Source organism: Acinetobacter sp. YH12070 (assembly GCF_013419625.1).
Lineage (GTDB): Bacteria > Pseudomonadota > Gammaproteobacteria > Pseudomonadales > Moraxellaceae > Acinetobacter > Acinetobacter amyesii.
The window spans coordinates 1-17,335 of sequence record NZ_VOZT01000016.1; the positions used below are offsets into that span (position 1 = coordinate 1).

Here is a 17,335-nt window from a genome sequence, read left to right on the forward strand (position 1 = left end):
TACCCCGCACCTTGCGGTGCCTCGTTACATTGTCGAAGGCGCTCTTTATTCAGCCTTCTAGATTCACCCGGTGACACGGGTGGTTCCCGCAGGGGGAACAACTTCATTAAGCGACTTCGTGTCGCACTTCGACGAACTTGTTAATGTGTGCCATGAAAAAGCTCCTTGTTAAATTGATAAATCTTGGCAATGATTTAATAATAATGATTCTTATTTGCAATGTAAAAGAGAAAATTCGATTTATGATCATTGAATTTTTAAATTACTGTTTAAATAATGGCAGACAGTGAACAAAAAAGTCGGAGAAAATTCTAAAGTTTCATCTGCTGAAAGTATTGAAGTGAGCGTGTTTTAAACGCATTAATGGTCTTTAAAATGTAGCGGAAATCAGCAGTTAAATATCATTCCTATAAGTTTTTAAACTAATAAAAATGATAAATTAGATTTATGTGAATACGTGGTTATAATCGATTTAACGAAAGAATTTACCCAGTCCAGTGGAGCAAATCGACATGGCAGGCGAAACCCAAAAAGCGGAAACCCAAATAAAAAAAACCTTGTATGACAAATTGTGGGATGACCATCTAGTAAAACAGCGAGATGATGGCTCTTCATTATTGTATATCGACCGTCATTTATTGCATGAAGTGACTTCTCCACAAGCCTTTGAAGGGCTACAACTTGCAGGTCGTAAACCGTGGCGTTTAAGCGCTAATGTTGCAACGCCAGACCATAACGTACCTACGTCTACTAAGGAGCGTGCTGAAGGTATTGCAGGTATTGAAGATGATACCTCACGTATCCAAGTGCAAACTTTAGATGACAACTGTAAAACTTTTGATGTTGCCCAGTTTGACATCAACGATGTACGTCAAGGTATTGCGCACGTGGTGGGGCCTGAACAAGGTTTAACCTTGCCCGGTATGACCGTGGTATGTGGTGACTCACATACTGCAACGCATGGTGCATTTGGTTGCTTGGCTCATGGTATCGGCACATCGGAAGTTGAACACGTATTGGCGACTCAATGCTTAGTTCAAAAGAAAATGAAGAATATGTTGGTGCGTGTTGATGGTCAATTGGGTCAAGGCGTAACTCCTAAAGACGTGGTTTTAGCGATTATCGGAAAAATCGGTACGGCGGGTGGTACAGGTCACGCGATTGAATTTGGTGGTCAAGTGTTCCGTGATATGTCGATCGAAGGTCGTATGACGGTATGTAACATGGCGATCGAAGGTGGCGCGCGCGTGGGTATGGTGGCTGTCGATGACAAAACCATTGCCTATGTGAAAGACCGTCCGTATGCACCGAAGGGCGAACAGTGGGACGCTGCAGTAGAGTATTGGAATACTTTAGTGTCTGATGAAGGTGCGCATTTTGATACTGTTGTGGTATTGCAAGGTGAAGATATTGAGCCACAAGTGTCTTGGGGGACTTCTCCTGAGATGGTGATTCCTGTATCTCAAGCAGTGCCAACTTTAGAACAAGCCAAAGATGACGTACAGCGTAATGACTGGACACGTGCATACAACTATATGGGCTTAGAAGCGGGTCAAGCTTTGGCAGATATCCAATTAGACCGTGTATTCATTGGTTCATGTACCAACTCACGCATCGAAGATATTCGTGCAGCGGCTGAAGTGGCCAAAGGCAAAAAAGTGGCGGCATCGATTAAACAAGCCATGGTGGTTCCGGGTTCAGGTTTAGTTAAAGCACAAGCAGAAGCAGAAGGCTTAGATAAAATCTTAATTGAAGCAGGCTTTGAATGGCGTGAGCCGGGTTGCTCAATGTGTTTGGCAATGAATGCTGACAAGTTGCAACCGGGTGAGCACTGTGCATCAACGTCTAACCGTAACTTCGAAGGTCGTCAAGGTAATGGTGGTCGTACGCATTTGGTGAGTCCAGCAATGGCAGCAGCTGCGGCAATTGCAGGTCACTTCGTTGACGTTCGTACCTTCTAATCAGGGCTAATAGGAGCAAATCGCATGAAAAAATATACCGTTGAACAAGGTATCGTTGCACCATTAGACCGTGCCAATGTTGATACAGATTTAATTATTCCAAAACAGTTTTTGAAATCTATTAAGCGTACAGGCTTCGGAGCCAACTTATTTGATGAGTTGCGCTATTTGGATGAAGGCTATTTAGGTCAGGACATTTCAAAACGTCCGATTAACCCCGATTTCGAATTGAACAAACCGCGTTATCAAGGTGCGTCGATTTTGATCTCTCGTGCAAACTTTGGTTGTGGTTCGAGCCGTGAGCATGCGCCTTGGGCATTAGAAGAATATGGTTTCCGTACTGTCATTGCACCAAGCTATGCGGATATTTTCTTTAATAACAGCTTTAAAAATGGCATGTTGCCAGTGATCTTGTCTGAAGAGATCGTAGATCAGTTATTTAAAGAATGTGCTGCATCTGAAGGCTATCAATTAACCATTGATTTGGCTGCGCAAGAAGTACGTACACCGAGTGGTGAAGCATTTACATTTGAAGTCGATCCATTCCGTAAACACTGCCTATTGAATGGCTTGGATGATATCGGTTTAACCTTACAAGCAGCCGATGATATTCGCGCTTATGAAGAAAAAACCAAAGCATCTCGCCCTTGGGTATTTGCAGAAATTAAAGCTTAAGTCAGTGTCACTGTAGAACTTCTTAGTAGTCAGTCGGCTTAAGTCTTGCTAATATCAGGCGAAACAAAATTTATACGTTAGCCAGAATTTATCAGGTTGGGTTCGAAAAATGAAAAAGTTCTTCGGTCAGCTGGTTGTAACGGGAGCGCTGTTCGCAACGCTCTCTGCCTGTCAAAGCTTTGACACGGCACGCATTAAAAATGTGAAAGAAACTGAAAGTACAAAAAATAATGCTCTGATTTACTGTGCAGGTACAGCGCATTGTGAATTTGAGCGTTTTGATCAAATACAGGTGGTTGATCCAAATAATCAACATGTACAACGTGCTGCGATTAAAGCAGGCATTGTACGGTTGAATGGTCGTTCATTGTCTGAGCCTAATCCTTTGTATTTGTCTGTACCTTCAGGTCAGCATGAAGTCGTGATTCGCTATTATCCAATTTCTCAGGAAAAAGCAGAGCGCTTGCATGTCATTCACAACTTTAGGTCCAAACACGAGTACACCTTTAAAATGTACCGTGAGCGTTCAAAAAACACAGGCAGTTTACTAGATAAATCTGCGCCTGATCCGCTCTGTGTAGACTTAAAGCAAGGTGCAAAAACGATTCGACGTTTCTGCCGACCCTACAATGTCCTCACAGGACTTGGTGAGTTTGTAGAAAAGAAACTTTAAATCCGACTGGTAATCAAGCCAGCGTATAAATGGAAAGACTCATGTCAAAACATATTTTGATTTTACCAGGTGATGGTATTGGTCCTGAAATCGTGAAAGCGGCTGAACAAGTGCTGACACGTGTAAACGAAAAATTCAACTTAGGTTTGACTTGGGAACAAGGTCTTTTAGGTGGTGCAGCGATCGACGCGCACGGTTCACCTTATCCAGAAGTAACAGCAGCACAAGCGAAGACTGCTGATGCGATTTTATTGGGTGCAGTGGGTGGTCCTAAGTGGGATACCATTGAGCGTTCAATTCGTCCAGAACGTGGCCTATTAAAAATTCGTTCAGAATTAAATTTATTTGCCAATTTACGTCCAGCAATTCTTTATCCGCAGCTTGCAGATGCGTCGAGCTTAAAACCTGAAATCGTAGCAGGTTTGGATATCTTGATCGTACGTGAGTTAACTGGCGGGATCTATTTCGGTCAACCACGTGGTATTCGTGAACTCGAAAACGGTGAAAAACAAGGTTTCAATACTGACGTATATGCAGAATCTGAAATCAAGCGTATTGCCAAAGTTGCTTTTGAAATGGCGAACTTACGTGGTGGTAAAGTGTGTTCAGTGGATAAAGCCAACGTGCTAGAAGTGACTGAGCTTTGGAAACAAACCGTAACTGCGTTAAAAGAAGAGCAGTATCCTGAAATTAACTTGTCTCATATGTACGTTGACAATGCTGCCATGCAATTGGTCCGTGCGCCAAAACAGTTTGATGTAATCGTGACAGGTAACTTGTTCGGCGATATCTTGTCTGATGAAGCGGCGATGTTAACCGGTTCTATCGGCATGCTGCCATCGGCTTCTTTAGATGAAAATGGTAAAGGTATGTATGAACCTTGCCACGGTTCAGCACCAGACATCGCAGGTCAAAACATTGCGAACCCATTAGCAACAATTCTGTCTGTTGCTATGATGCTACGTTATACCTTCCGTGAAGAAGCGGCGGCAAAAGCAATTGAAGATGCTGTAGGTAATGTCTTAGATCAAGGCTTACGTACAGGTGACATCATGTCAGAAGGCAGTACTCAAGTCGGTACTGTTGAAATGGGTCAAGCTGTAGTTTCTGCATTGAACTAATGGCGAATCAAAAAACGCAGCGTTTATGCTGCGTTTTTTTGTGCCTACAAATTATCAATCCTAGAATTGATGCACTAACAGGTGCGACCAGTTAATCGGACATCAGTTGCAATATTATGCTTTATGCGAAATTGAATAAGGCAGTTTAACTCAACCTCATAGCGTGTATTTCCACTGGGAATCGGCACAGCAGCGCCGCTGCCCATGCCCATCGCAGGATTTTCCGCCATCGGTAAAGGAATACTAATCGGGCGTGCGACACGATAAAGGAGGTAGTCCGAACTGACCTCCACGGGAGAAGTCCTTTGATAGCCCAGTTTGCTGAGGTCGAGTTCTGCTTGAATCGTTTGGCTCGATTGACCAATAAATGAGGCTAAATAGCGTTCACGTTCAACGGATGAGAGAGTTGAAGTCGTGGTACAGCCAGCCAATAACACAATGCTTAGAACGCAACCCATGCTCAATGTGGAGTGAATAAAATGGTGATCTTCGTAAACCTGATGTTCCAAAATAAATTTCATGGATCAGCTCCTCACGAAATAAATTCAGTTTAGTCAGATTGGTCTGTATAACACTGTAGTCATTTGATACACGGTCATCCGAGCAGGATTAGCCTCTAGTATTCAAATACAGGATCAACAAGCTTTACTGACATAGTCAATGGATTCAACGATTTGGTTGCGTAATTTGAACTCGATTTTACATTCCATATCGACAGTGATTCCACCTTTAGAAGGCGTTGGGATCGGTGCGCCCATGGCTATACTGGTGCCGATATTTGGTGTACCTATTGGGATTGGCATCGAGCGTACAATCGTATAGCTAAGTTTTTCATTGCTTTGTACTAGTGCTCCCATCACTTTGTAGCCCAATTGACTTAAGTTGAGCTCTTTACGAACTTGATCAGCTGGCTGTCCAATATCGTGTTGTAGGGATTGATTGAGTTGCTTTTGGCCTGTCGTGGCACAAGCAACTCAAAAGACAGCACCGACTAATCCTAGATGTTTCATATGATTTTATATCCTTATATTTTAAATTTTTTAATCGAATTTTTATGTTTTTAGACTGTAAAGGAAAGCAAATTTGCAGTCAATTTTTATCATTGCATTGAAATAGATACAAAAAAAAGCCACTTATAAAGTGGCTTTTTCGCTTCGCTAAAACTTAGCGCGCACGGTAAGTGATACGACCCTTAGTCAAATCATAAGGTGTCATTTCTACTTTAACACTGTCGCCAGTCAAAATACGGATATAGTGTTTACGCATTTTGCCAGAGATGTGAGCAATCACTTCATGACCGTTTTCTAAACGTACACGGAACATAGTATTAGGAAGCGTCTCGGTGACAACGCCTTCGAACTCGATGAGTTCCTCTTTATTGGCCATAGCCTACCTGAATGAATAAATTAGCAAGGCGCAAATTATAGTCAATTTTTTTTCAGAATACAAGCCGTAAAAGGCTTTGAACTGATCGACTGTCAGTAAAATAAGCGAACAATTCAGTTAAATATTTTCAACAAAAAATGTGCAGTAACTGTTGTCAGTTTGGTCAATCGCAGTTAATCTAAAATCAATCTTTTTAGGTATAAATGAAGTACATACAAGGAAGGTTCTGGAGTGGGTCAGCTAACTGATGCATCTGTTGTGTTGCGTTTAGGGTATCAAGCGATTCGTCGTGCCGGATTGCCAACAGAAGAAATTTTAACAAAAGCGGGTGTGGCATTAAATCAGGTTGAAACCAATGACCGTACCCCATTGAATGCGCAATTTGCATTCTGGGTGGCTGCAGAAGAAGTCAGTAAGGATCCTGACATTGGTTTGCATCTGGGAGAGCATTTGCCTTTATATCGAGGGCAGGTGATTGAACACTTATTTATATCATCTGAGAATTTTGGTGAAGGTTTAAAGCGGGCTTTGGCGTATCAACGCTTAATCAGCGATGCCTTTCATGCGCAATTGGTGATAGAAGATGACCGCTGCTATTTGACCAATGGTCATCAGCCTTGGGCAGAAAATATCGTGAATCGTCATTTTTCTGAATGCGCGATGTCCGGTGTTTTGCGTTTCTTTAAGTTTATTACTGAAGGGCGTTTTCAGCCGATTTATATCGACTTTAACTTTAGTCAGGGCGCGCCAGATGATGAGTATTTCCGTGTTTATGAATGCCCTGTGAGCTTAGGGCAAAAAGAAACCCGATTGTATTTTGATCCGGCTATTTTAGAGTATCAATTGTGGCAGGCAGAACCTGAGTTATTACAATTGCATGAGCAGTTAGCGATTGAAAAACTTCAGGAGTTGGCGCGTTATGATTTGGTTGGTGAAGTTCGCCGTGCTATTGGTTCAACGCTTGAAAGTGGTGAAACCACACTCGAAACGGTCGCTGCACAGCTCAACATTACCCCACGTCGTTTACGGACTCAGTTGTCAGAAGCCAATACCAGTTTTCAGCAAATTTTGTCAGACTATCGCTGTCGTTTGGCTAAAAAATTATTGGCCAATACCAATGAAAGTGTGGAGCGCATTGTTTACTTAACGGGTTTTTCTGAGCCAAGTACGTTCTATCGCGCATTTAAACGCTGGACCAATGAAACGCCTGTGGAATACCGTAAGCGGAAGCAGCGTTAAGGTTGATCTTCGATAAAATCCTTCCCTAAACAGAATCCCTCCTTTGAAAGGGGTACTTTCATTTTTAGAACCTAGCAATGGCGAAAATGACACTCATCCCTCTGTGAAAGGGAGGTTGGGAGGAATTTTTTATTCAGGCATATTTAACCAATGAGGTCCCAGCGGAACTTGAGGAAGTTCAAACTGTGCTGGATAGTCTGCATGGATAAAATACAGCCCATCGGGCGGTGCGGTGACACCAGCTGCTTTTCGGTCTTCAGCCGCAAAAATGTCGTCAATATGGTCAACGTCATACATACCTTGCCCAATTTCCAATAAACAGCCCATGATGTTACGCACCATGTGATGTAAAAAACCATCGGCCTGAATATCTAGGACCAAGTAACATCCGTGTTGGATCAAGCGACAATGACTGACATGACGAACGGGCTGATTGGACTGACACGCTGCGGCACGGAAGCTTTCGAAATTATGAGTGCCTTCAAATTTGGCCGCGGCACGTTGCATTTTCAGCACATCTAGCTTGGCATAAACATGAGTCACTTGTTTGTGCAGTAAAGCTGGGCGCTGTGGATTGTTATAGACCACATAGCGATATCGACGCGCTTGCGCCTTAAAGCGGGCATGGAAGTCCTGATCCATTTCCTTAATCCATTGGATGGAAATATCACGGGGTAATTGGCTATTGCTGCCCATTAACCATCCACGAATGGGACGAATCGCCTGAGTATCGAAATGTGCCACCATATTGGTTGCATGGACGCCGGCATCTGTTCGGCCAGCGCCGTGCAACATGATTGGCTCATTGGCCACTTTGCTGAGGACGGTTTCAATGGTTTCTTGCACGCTTGGTACGCCCGGTTGCTGAGTTTGCCAGCCCTTGTATTGCATGCCACAAAACTCAATCCCAATCGCAAAACGTTGCATAGTTACCTCAAATGACTTAATCGTTCCAATGCGCAGTCCAGTCTGCGGCACTGCCGTATTGTAAATACATTTTCAAACATTTGGCATAAAGATCTGCATGACCCAAACAATTGCTCAGTAATATTCCACTATCTTTGACCCAGTCACTGACAGCATAGCGCTGATCTATACCGCCATGAACAACCTGTGTACTTAAAATAATTTTGCAATTTTTTTGTTGTATAGCCTTTAATACATTGAGTAACTCAGCATCAACGGCAATATTGCCTGTGCCAAAACCTTGCAGAATTAAAACATCTGGCGTGTGTGTAAGCAGGGCGGCTAAATTTTGACTGTGTAGATCAGTTGTTATCGGTTGCCACATCCAATTCAGGCAATTGAAATGAGCCGCTTTGTCTAAATCATTGACTTGAACAATATAAGGCGATGTCAGCATTGAAAGTGGCTGTGTGGCTGGCAGCCCATCAAAGGCTTTCAGATCGGTTGTATGTACTTTTAGTGCGGATTGAGCATGCATCAGTTGATGATGAAAGGCCAAATAAACCCCAACACTCGATTGATGTACCGATTCCAATGCAAAATTTAAATTGTCGATGGCATCGGTAAATTCACGGGTGTTGTCACCAGCCACATTAAACAGCGGATATTGGCTGCCTGTAAGCACGATATGAGCAGACTGTGCCATAAAGTGTGCAAGTACTGCGCTGGCATAGCTAAGCGTGTCTGTGCCATGAATAATTACGAAATGCTGAAATTGTTGTAATTGCAAGCTTTGGATTTGCTGAATCAGCGCCAACCAGTCGGGTGCAGTACAAGCACTACTGTCACGAATGACAGGTGCGACAAAACATTCAATGTTTAGGTGTAGTGGCAGCACATGCTGTAATTTAGGTAAAAACACATTCGCTGGCATGGGGCTTAAAGGTTCACCGATACAACCGAAAGTACCACCCATATAAATAAGAGCAATTTTTTTCATCATAAAAAAAGCAGCCTTGAAAGACTGCTTTAGTTTAAATCGCTTTAGTTTAAGATGCGATTTGATTCAGTAACTGATCTGCTTGTTGACGCTGAGCTGAAGAAAACTCAGCCTCTTTTTCAGTCAAAATTTCACGTGCAGCGTCATAAGCACCTAGTTTGATGTATTGCGCTGCCAATTCAAGATTCAATTCAATTTCATTGACTTCAACCAGTTCAGGGAAAGATTGAACCAATGGATCGTTTTGGTCTGTAGCAGATGGGGTTGACGGTGTGCCTAAACCGCTAATGTCAAAACTCACACCACTTGATGCAGGTACGGCAGGTTTCTCTTCAGGCGTAGACTCTAAGTTAAACTCAGTTGCAGGAGCGACAACCGCTTCTTCTGTTTTTGCTGTTTCAAAAGCACCTAAGTCAAAGTTTAAGGTTGGAGCTTCAACTTTGTTTTCTTCTACAGCTGGTGTTTCTGTTGTAAATGAAAAATCTAAAGGCTCGATTTTTTCTTCTACAGTTTCTGTTTTAGTTTCAGCCGCAGCTTCAGTGCTTGGGGCAAAGTCCATTGCAAAATCAATTGGTTTGATTTCTTCAACGGCAGGAGATGGCTGAGCAATCTCTTCGGTTTTCGGTATCGCTTCAAGTGCAGGTTCTGGTGAAATTGAAAGCGTGTCAAATTCAAGCGGCTGTATTTTTTCAGCAGGCGCACTTTCAACTGGGGTAGAAATGTCTGCTTTTGCAGGCGTTTCAGTGGTGAAATTAAAATCTAGAGGCTTTTGTTCTTCAGAGATTGGTTTAGTTGGCGCTGAATTCATGAGCGCATCAAAATCTGAGGTATTGTTTGCAATTTTAGGAGTTGATGATGTAGAAGAATGATGAATCGCAATATCTTCATCAACATGTGAATTGTCAAACTCTACTTTTTTTGCTTCAGCTTGTTCTAAAATTTCATCGAGTTCAAGTGAACGAATATGGCTCAGCAATTGGCTGATGGCAAATTCGTCTTTTTGTAAAATGTGAATATCTAATAGATATAGATACAACTCATGTTGTGAGTTGTCACGTTTTAATGATTGATTAATTTGCGCTTCAGCAGAAAAGAAATTACGTTCCGCAATTAATTTTTCAATTTTACCACGAGCATCGGTCGTTAACGGCGTCATTGATTTTTTTTCAATGACACTGCTTTCAACCACTTGAGTTTTCTTCGGAGTCGCTTTGGCCGAAACACCCGTTTTCTTGGTTTTAGTGGATGTTGGTTTGGCTTTATCTGATTCTTGACCTTTTTGGCGTTTGTTTAAAAAAACCAATACGATCACTAAGATCACTAATGGAATCACATAAATCAGCATGTTTTAACCCCTTGGAGATAGAGCGATATACAGTTGCACTCATCCCTATAAAATCTTGATTGGTAACGTTTTAGTTTATTGGCTTCTTTTATCTGCTTGTTGAGCTTTCAACTGTTGTTGCAATTGGGCAAGACGAGCATTTAATAATTGAATTCTGTGATCCTTTTGATTTAGCGCCAATTCTAATTGAGTTACGTTTCTCTGTAATTTAACGGTTTTTTCACGAGATGTCATAACTTTTAATGACAACTCTTTCGAAGTTTTATTCTTTTCTGCTGCACTGTTGGCAGAAGATTGTGCTGAATCTTGCGCTTTCTCTGCAACCAGACTCATTTCAGCTTGATTTAAGCGGTATTTGGTTTTGCCTGACTGCTTCGAAGGCACTTTGGTAAGTTCTGTAGCAGAGACTTTGACAGGCTGTTTTGCTTGCTGCATACCATGCAGATTTAAGGCAGCACCACGGCGCAGACGGTTGACATCGCCTTGAATGAATGCATGTTCGTTACTGTTTTTAATCTGTTGCATGACTTCAGAAACAGGGCGGTTTTGTTCTGTCGCAATACGTGAGGCAATCCCCCAAAGGCTTTCATTCGAGCGAACCACATATTTTGCCGCTGGTGTTGCTGTCGATGCAGCTGCAGTACTTGTTGGTTTTGGTGTAGATGTTGTTTGAGCTGTCGTTGTTGGATTTTCACGTTTCTGTGCTGCCTGTTCCGCAGCAAATTTTTGTGCCAATGGGTCTTGAGATCTTGCAGTTGATGCTGTTGCAGCTTGCATTTCTGAACTGACAGAACCGGTCGAATTGGTTTTTGTAACTTGCGAAATTGATGTTTCAGAACCAGATGATGTACTTGCGCTATTTTGCTCCGCAGGTGCAACGCTATAATTTTGCACATGCGTGACAGGTTCAATCGCAACAGGCGTTGACGTTGCTAATTGTGCTAACTTCGGCGGTGTTTTGGTGCTGAGTAATAAGGGTTGTTCTGCAGCTACAGGTGCTTTTGCGGTGTAGAGGGTGCTGACAGGTAAATTTAAGGCAATTTCTTTTTCATTTACGATCACAACAGGTGCTAAAGCACGCTCATTGGCACGGGTTTGAGTCGCATTCGACGGCGCTGGATTGCGTTTTAATGGGGTACGAATTTGTTGCAGGCGTGAAGCATTACCTTCTTTAATATTGACAATAAAATTAAGCTCAGCCTCGGTCACTGGACGCGAAGAGGTAATGGTAATTACCCCATTGCCCGCACCATCACGACGCGTGAAGAAGTTTAAATGCCCCGGTGGTTGATGCCCTGTACCCATACTCAATAAATCCTCTGCCGTGGCTAAACTTGCATTGAGCGGCACAGATGTATTTGAGTGGCGAAAATGAATCTCAGCGTACAGCAATTCCCCGGGTGCTGACTGGACTTGTACAGGATCAATGCTGATCGCTTGAATGTTTTGAGATGCAATAACGGCTAAAATGGCGATCTTTAATTTGTTATATACGGTCATCTTAATCTTTAGCTCGAATATATGTCGCATGGCGAAAATTATAGATTAGCGAGTTGTCGAAGAATTGTAAAATATTTACACGACAGTTACATAAAAAAGCCGATCAATTGTGATCGGCTTCTTATTCAGAGACTTAAAAATGCTTAAGCATTTTTATAATCAATGAGAATTCTTAGCATACGACGTAAAGGTTCAGCAGCACCCCAAAGCAATTGGTCACCCACAGTGAATGCACCTAGGTATTCTTTACCCATATTGAGCTTACGTAGACGACCAACTGGAACAGACAAGGTGCCAGTTACAGCAACAGGAGTCAGATCAGTCATTGAAGCTTCACGCGTATTCGGAACCACTTTAGACCAATCGTTGGCACTAGCGATGATATCTTCGATTTCATCTAGTGGAACATCTTTACGAAGTTTTAAAGTCAATGCTTGTGAGTGACAACGCATCGCACCAATACGTACACAGTGTCCATCGATTGGAACGATTTGCTGGTTGCCTAAGATCTTGTTGGTTTCAACTTGACCTTTCCATTCTTCTTTCGACTGACCGCTTTCAAGCTGTTTGTCGATATAAGGAATGAGCGAACCTGCTAGAGGCACACCGAAGTTTGCAGATGGGAAACCTTCGCCACGTTGTAATTGTGCAATTTTAGAATCGATATCTAAAATTGGTGAACGTGGGTCATCCAGCAAATCTTTAGTATTGTTGTACAAGTAGCCCATACCTGAAATCAGTTCACGCATGTTTTGCGCGCCTGCACCAGAAGCCGCTTGATACGTCATAGACGTTGCCCATTCCACTAAATTATTTTGGAATAGACCGCCTAAACCCATCAGCATAAGTGAAACGGTACAGTTACCGCCCACGAATGTTTTTGTACCTTTCACTAAGCCGTCTTTGATTACGTTCATGTTTACTGGGTCAAGTACGATGATCGCTTCATCATCCATACGTAAAGTCGATGCAGCATCGATCCAGTAGCCATTCCAGTTTTCTGCTTTCAGCTTAGGGAAAACTTCAGTCGTATAATCGCCACCTTGGCAGGTGATAATGACATCCATTTGCTTCAGACTATCAATGTCCGTTGCATCCATAAGTGCTGGGGCAGTCTTACCACCAAACGCAGGGGCTTCACCACCTGCATTACTGGTAGAAAAGTAAAACGGTTCGAAATGAGCGAAATCGTTTTCTTCAACCATACGTTGCATAAGGACGGAACCAACCATCCCGCGCCAACCGACCAGACCTACTTTCATGTCACTTTGCCTCGGTGCGTTAAAAAAATAAAAAGGGGGTTCGAGTGTACCAAAAGGGCGCATAACTGCAAGCGCTACATAATGAAAACACCAATAATATTGTGCAATATATCTTGTTTATGTTACATGCAAAACTGATATAAATTTATGAATCAATAAAAAATAAAGAATATAAGGGAGGCGTAATGATTTGGATTGAAATACTGGCTGGCTTCGTCATTTGGTTGACATTTTGGTCACTCATACCACGAGATGAATGGTGGTTTCGTGGTGCAGATTTTCCGCGTCTGCAAATCTTGGCTTTGGGCATATTTGCCTTCATAGGCTTAATTTTATGGAATGCTGAATGGGACTTGGCGCGTGAAATCATTTTAATTGGGTTGATTGCTGCCTTGGCATATCAATTAAAAATGGTTTTGCCTTATACCTTTATTTGGAAAAAACAAGTCAAAAAAGTTCGATCAGACCAGTTAGATAAACAGAAACAAATTTCAATCATTGTCTCAAATGTACTTACGCCGAATACTCAATATCACTTATTATTGGCACAAATACAAAAGCATCAACCTGACTTAGTACTCACGCTAGAAACCGATCAAACTTGGCAAAATGAATTGGCAGTGATTGAGGCTGATTATCCTTACCGCGTACCCGTACCTTTGGATAATTTGTATGGGATGCATTTGTATAGCAAGTTAGAACTTAGTGAAACTAAAGTCAAATTTATTCTCAGTGATGAAATTCCTTCGATCCATACCCGAGTCACCTTAGCATCAGGAAATCAGGTTCAACTGTATTGTTTACATCCCAAACCGCCAAGTCCAACAGAAGCCAAAGATTCAACTTTACGCGATGCAGAATTGCTGATTGTGGGCGATCAGATTAAAGATTTAGATGAAAGTTGCATCGTTATGGGGGACCTGAATGATGTGGCATGGTCACGTACTACACGACTCTTTCAACGAATCAGTGGGCTTTTAGACCCGCGTGTTGGACGTCATTTCGTAAATACCTTTCATGCCAATTATCCACTGCTGCGTTGGTCGCTCGACCATATTTTTCATAGTACAGATTTTGCATTGGTACATATGGAACGCTTGCCCAATATCGGTTCAGACCATTTTCCAGTCTATGTGGTGCTGCAAACAGGCAGGGTATTTGAGCAAATCCAAGAAGAATTAGAGCAAACAGATGAAGATGAACAAGAAGCGCAAGAGGCAATTCAGGAGGGTATAGAAAAAGCTGAGGAAGAGGAGAAGATTGTGACTGATGAAATCGCCCGTGATTATAAGGATGGTACGAAGGCACCTTGATTTTGTTTGATTTAAGAGAAAAGTGTAAGAAATAGCTTACACAGCTTTCGGCTTCTGACGAATGGTCAGGTCAAGTGTATTGACTTATTCTTTGTTCATCGGCACATGGAACTGGGAACGGAACATCCCACTAAGGAAGACGAAGCCGATGGAAGCATCACGGAACGGATGCAGGAAAGGAAAGCCAATAAAAAATAAAAAGAATACTTGTGAAAGCACAACCTCATAGACCCGAGTTTTGCAGGATGCAGAACTCGGGTTTTGCTTTTGTGATATAGAATTTTTTGCTTTTCTTTTGATCAATTTCTTTATACAGTGTGCCAAGAAAAAAACGATGAATTTCCAATAAAAATATAGGTATGAGACGTTCTATGCTGTCCGAATGGCACCAAAAAATATTGCAGATTACACACTTATCCACCGATGCACTTTCCATTTACCTTGGCTTAATACTGTTCTTTTTTGTGGCCTTTTGCCATCACCGCCAATTGAAATCACCTTATGCGATTTGGACGGTTGTGGTCGTCGCAGTGGGATTGGAATTGTTTAATGCACGCCATGATATTTTAGATAGAGGTTATTGGCGTATAGGGCAAAGTTTGCAACATATTTTGAATGTCTTGTTACTGCCGCTAATCCTCTGGTTAATGGCTCGATACCGTGTGTGGAAGGGCTAAGTGGAAGCGCGAAATTGAAGGGCTAAATAGTAGGGTTGAATCACCATTGAGTCATTCATAATAAAAAAGGATATTGTGCATTTCACAATATCCTTTCTAGATGCAGATCTAGTTGCTGAATTAAAAATATTTCCAGAGCGTTATCCTGCACAGCAAAGATCTATGGAGTGTAGTCAATCAAGCTGAATGCTGAGAGACCACCTGCGTATACAACTCCAAAGTCTGGTCACACATCTCTTTTAAACTAAACATACTGATAGGCTGCACGTGTTGTGGTTGGTCTAAATGCAACTTTAAAGTGTCGAGTAATTGTGTTTCATCATCGACAGTGACTAAACCTTGCGAATAGACATTCGATAAAATTTCAGCTACGCCACCACGGTTCCAACCAATCACAGGTGTACCGACAGACAGTGCTTCGAGTACAGTCCGTCCAAAGGTTTCCGCTTGGCTCGACAAAGATAAAACCAAATCGCTAAAAGCTAACCATTCACGGATATCTGAACGGTGACCGACAAAAGTAATCCGATCACTCAGTCCTTTCGCCGCAATGCTGTCTTGCATTTCTTGTAAATAAGCTGCTTTTTTCGGATCTGCACCACCGACCACCACCGCATGTACGTCGGGATACTGTGTTCGTAGCTGTTCCATTAAATGGATTAGGGTTTCATGACCTTTCAAACGGGTGATACGGCCTGGTAAGCATATCAGACGCTTATTTTCTAGTTCAGGGAAGTCTTTTAGGGTTTGATTGAGCCACTGTGCTGAGGGTTGATAGCCATGTGGAAAAGCAGCAGGGTCGATGCCACGATAAATACGCACAATGTCCTTGGTAGGACAGTTTTTGTAGTTGTCCGTGATGTATTTGACAACACTATCCGAGACCGCAATGACTTTTTCAGCTTGCGTCATGATTTGGCTGTAGCGATTAATCGAATAAAAACCATGTACAGTTGAAATCAGGTGAGGTCGCTTGTTAGCTGGAATCCCTTTGAGGGCAAAATGCGTGAGCCACGCGGGGACACGTGAGCGCACATGCACGATATCTGGTTGATGTTGCTCAATCAGTTTACGTAGAGGACGAATTTGCCATAAGCTCGATAAGGCTTTTTTATGGATTGCGAGTGTGAGATGAGTTGAGCCTTCGGCTTCCAATTGAGTCACCATACGGCCACCATTTGAAACCACTAAGGACTCATGACCGGCGGTCACTAAAGCACGAGCTATTTCTAAGGTTCCTCGCTCGACACCGCCACTGTTCAATTCAGGTAAAAGCTGCATCACTTTCATAGCATTTCTCTTTTTTTATGTGCTGAGTTGAACTCAATAGATTTTGTCATAGCCTTGTGGGCGGGTTTTAAAGCGGCGATGGAACCACATGTATTGCGTCGGTGCGATTCGCAGCTGATTTTCAATAATTTTATTGGTTCGAATAGCATCCGAAACTTCATCGTCACTTGGAAAATTGTCCAAAGCAGGTTCAATCAGCACATGATATTGAGGGTTGCTGATTTCGCCATCTCGATAAAAATACAACGGGATCGCTACCGCTTTAGCAATTTTTAATAAGCGACGATGTGCAGTAACGGTGGCTGCGGGAGTACCAAAAAACGGTGCCATGACCCCTTGTTTTAAACCAAAGTCCTGATCAGGACTGTACCAAATGGCATGGCCATTTTTCAGATTACGAATCAAGCCACGCATATCATCATGGTCGATTTGGTTGGCATAGATGGTGGCACGGCAACGCACAATCAACATATCCAACAGCGGATTATTTTGCGGACGATAAACCACATCCGGCTCAAAGAACTGTGCGCATAAATAGCCACCAGCATCGAGCAGGGTAGAATGTGTGCCGAGGAGTAAAATACCTTTGCCTTCAGTTTGTGCATTTTGAATATGTTCTAAGCCTTCGATTTGCACCCGATTTTTGAACCATTGCGGGCTGTACCATGCATTTAAGGTTTCAAAAATACCAATCATTTGGTCGATAAAAACCTGTCTTGCATTGGCTTCAACTTGTTCTGCCGTCCATTCAGGAAAGCAAACTTCCATGTTGCGAATCGTGGTTTTACGACGTGACTTAAGATTGTTAAATGCAACAGAACCGAGGAATTGCCCAAGTCGATACTGAACTGCCCATGGAAGAATCGCCAAAATCATAAGAAATACAATCCCTATCCAAATTCCCCAATACTGAGGAAGTAAGAAAGACCATTGGAATTTTCCGGGTTGATATGTTGGCTTTTGACTCATAGGGCTAAATCAAAGATT

Annotated in this window: 17 protein-coding genes; 7 read left to right on the forward strand and 10 right to left on the reverse strand. The window is 42.5% G+C overall.

Annotated elements, in window-relative coordinates; translation table 11 throughout:
• Window positions 1-512 precede the first annotated feature (512 nt).
• The 4 genes from leuC (at window position 513) to leuB (ending at window position 4,430) form a co-directional block, all read left to right on the forward strand.
• On the forward strand, window positions 513-1,961 hold the full coding sequence (gene leuC, locus FTU17_RS06460; protein WP_180010169.1) for a 3-isopropylmalate dehydratase large subunit: 1,449 nt from the start codon (window positions 513-515) through the stop codon (window positions 1,959-1,961).
• A 24-nt stretch (window positions 1,962-1,985) separates the two neighbouring features.
• Window positions 1,986-2,636: a 3-isopropylmalate dehydratase small subunit gene (gene leuD, locus FTU17_RS06465; protein WP_078189721.1), complete on the forward strand. Its 651-nt coding sequence runs from the start codon at window positions 1,986-1,988 to the stop codon at window positions 2,634-2,636.
• A gap of 109 nt (window positions 2,637-2,745) precedes the next feature.
• A complete protein-coding gene (locus FTU17_RS06470) occupies window positions 2,746-3,309 on the forward strand; it encodes a hypothetical protein (protein ID WP_168377913.1) in 564 nt (187 codons plus the stop codon).
• 41 nt (window positions 3,310-3,350) lie between these two features.
• Window positions 3,351-4,430, forward strand: a complete 1,080-nt coding sequence (gene leuB / locus FTU17_RS06475; protein ID WP_078192754.1) for a 3-isopropylmalate dehydrogenase — start codon at window positions 3,351-3,353, stop codon at window positions 4,428-4,430.
• Window positions 4,431-4,504: 74 nt separating this feature from the next.
• On the opposite strand, the gene FTU17_RS06480 is transcribed toward leuB, so the two are convergent.
• The 3 genes from FTU17_RS06480 to infA form a co-directional block, all read right to left on the reverse strand.
• Complete coding sequence (locus tag FTU17_RS06480) at window positions 4,505-4,951, reverse strand: hypothetical protein (protein ID WP_257222549.1); 447 nt, start codon at window positions 4,949-4,951, stop codon at window positions 4,505-4,507.
• 114 nt (window positions 4,952-5,065) lie between these two features.
• On the reverse strand, window positions 5,066-5,287 hold the full coding sequence (locus FTU17_RS17475) for a hypothetical protein (RefSeq protein ID WP_257227368.1): 222 nt from the start codon (window positions 5,285-5,287) through the stop codon (window positions 5,066-5,068).
• A gap of 307 nt (window positions 5,288-5,594) precedes the next feature.
• Window positions 5,595-5,816, reverse strand: coding sequence for a translation initiation factor IF-1 (gene infA, locus FTU17_RS06490; RefSeq protein WP_001284370.1), 222 nt, complete (start codon window positions 5,814-5,816; stop codon window positions 5,595-5,597).
• Between the two features lie 231 nt (window positions 5,817-6,047).
• Here infA and FTU17_RS06495 point away from each other — a divergent pair, with 231 nt between their 5' ends.
• Window positions 6,048-7,055: an AraC family transcriptional regulator gene (locus tag FTU17_RS06495; protein ID WP_078189717.1), complete on the forward strand. Its 1,008-nt coding sequence runs from the start codon at window positions 6,048-6,050 to the stop codon at window positions 7,053-7,055.
• Window positions 7,056-7,184: 129 nt separating this feature from the next.
• Here FTU17_RS06495 and truA read toward each other — a convergent pair whose 3' ends face one another.
• The 5 genes from truA to asd all read right to left on the reverse strand — a co-directional run bounded on the left by truA (window position 7,185) and on the right by asd (window position 13,068).
• Window positions 7,185-7,982: a tRNA pseudouridine(38-40) synthase TruA gene (truA, locus tag FTU17_RS06500; protein WP_078189716.1), complete on the reverse strand. Its 798-nt coding sequence runs from the start codon at window positions 7,980-7,982 to the stop codon at window positions 7,185-7,187.
• A gap of 16 nt (window positions 7,983-7,998) precedes the next feature.
• Window positions 7,999-8,961: an asparaginase domain-containing protein gene (locus FTU17_RS06505; RefSeq protein ID WP_180134972.1), complete on the reverse strand. Its 963-nt coding sequence runs from the start codon at window positions 8,959-8,961 to the stop codon at window positions 7,999-8,001.
• Between the two features lie 49 nt (window positions 8,962-9,010).
• On the reverse strand, window positions 9,011-10,306 hold the full coding sequence (locus tag FTU17_RS06510) for a fimbrial protein FimV (protein ID WP_180134950.1): 1,296 nt from the start codon (window positions 10,304-10,306) through the stop codon (window positions 9,011-9,013).
• Between the two features lie 75 nt (window positions 10,307-10,381).
• Entirely contained in the window at window positions 10,382-11,806 is a 1,425-nt protein-coding gene (locus tag FTU17_RS06515; protein ID WP_180134951.1) for a hypothetical protein, read from the reverse strand.
• A 143-nt stretch (window positions 11,807-11,949) separates the two neighbouring features.
• Window positions 11,950-13,068 (reverse strand): aspartate-semialdehyde dehydrogenase, encoded by a 1,119-nt coding sequence (gene asd / locus FTU17_RS06520; protein ID WP_180005293.1) that lies wholly within the window; start codon window positions 13,066-13,068, stop codon window positions 11,950-11,952.
• Between the two features lie 185 nt (window positions 13,069-13,253).
• Here asd and FTU17_RS06525 point away from each other — a divergent pair, with 185 nt between their 5' ends.
• Both FTU17_RS06525 and FTU17_RS06530 read left to right on the forward strand, forming a co-directional pair.
• Window positions 13,254-14,381: an endonuclease/exonuclease/phosphatase family protein gene (locus FTU17_RS06525; protein ID WP_180134952.1), complete on the forward strand. Its 1,128-nt coding sequence runs from the start codon at window positions 13,254-13,256 to the stop codon at window positions 14,379-14,381.
• Window positions 14,382-14,752: 371 nt separating this feature from the next.
• Entirely contained in the window at window positions 14,753-15,058 is a 306-nt protein-coding gene (locus FTU17_RS06530; RefSeq protein ID WP_252725792.1) for a hypothetical protein, read from the forward strand.
• A 177-nt stretch (window positions 15,059-15,235) separates the two neighbouring features.
• Here FTU17_RS06530 and FTU17_RS06535 read toward each other — a convergent pair whose 3' ends face one another.
• Entirely contained in the window at window positions 15,236-16,348 is a 1,113-nt protein-coding gene (locus FTU17_RS06535) for a glycosyltransferase family 4 protein (protein ID WP_180134953.1), read from the reverse strand.
• Window positions 16,349-16,381: 33 nt separating this feature from the next.
• Window positions 16,382-17,317, reverse strand: a complete 936-nt coding sequence (gene lpxL, locus FTU17_RS06540; protein ID WP_180065333.1) for an LpxL/LpxP family Kdo(2)-lipid IV(A) lauroyl/palmitoleoyl acyltransferase — start codon at window positions 17,315-17,317, stop codon at window positions 16,382-16,384.
• Window positions 17,318-17,335 lie beyond the last annotated feature (18 nt).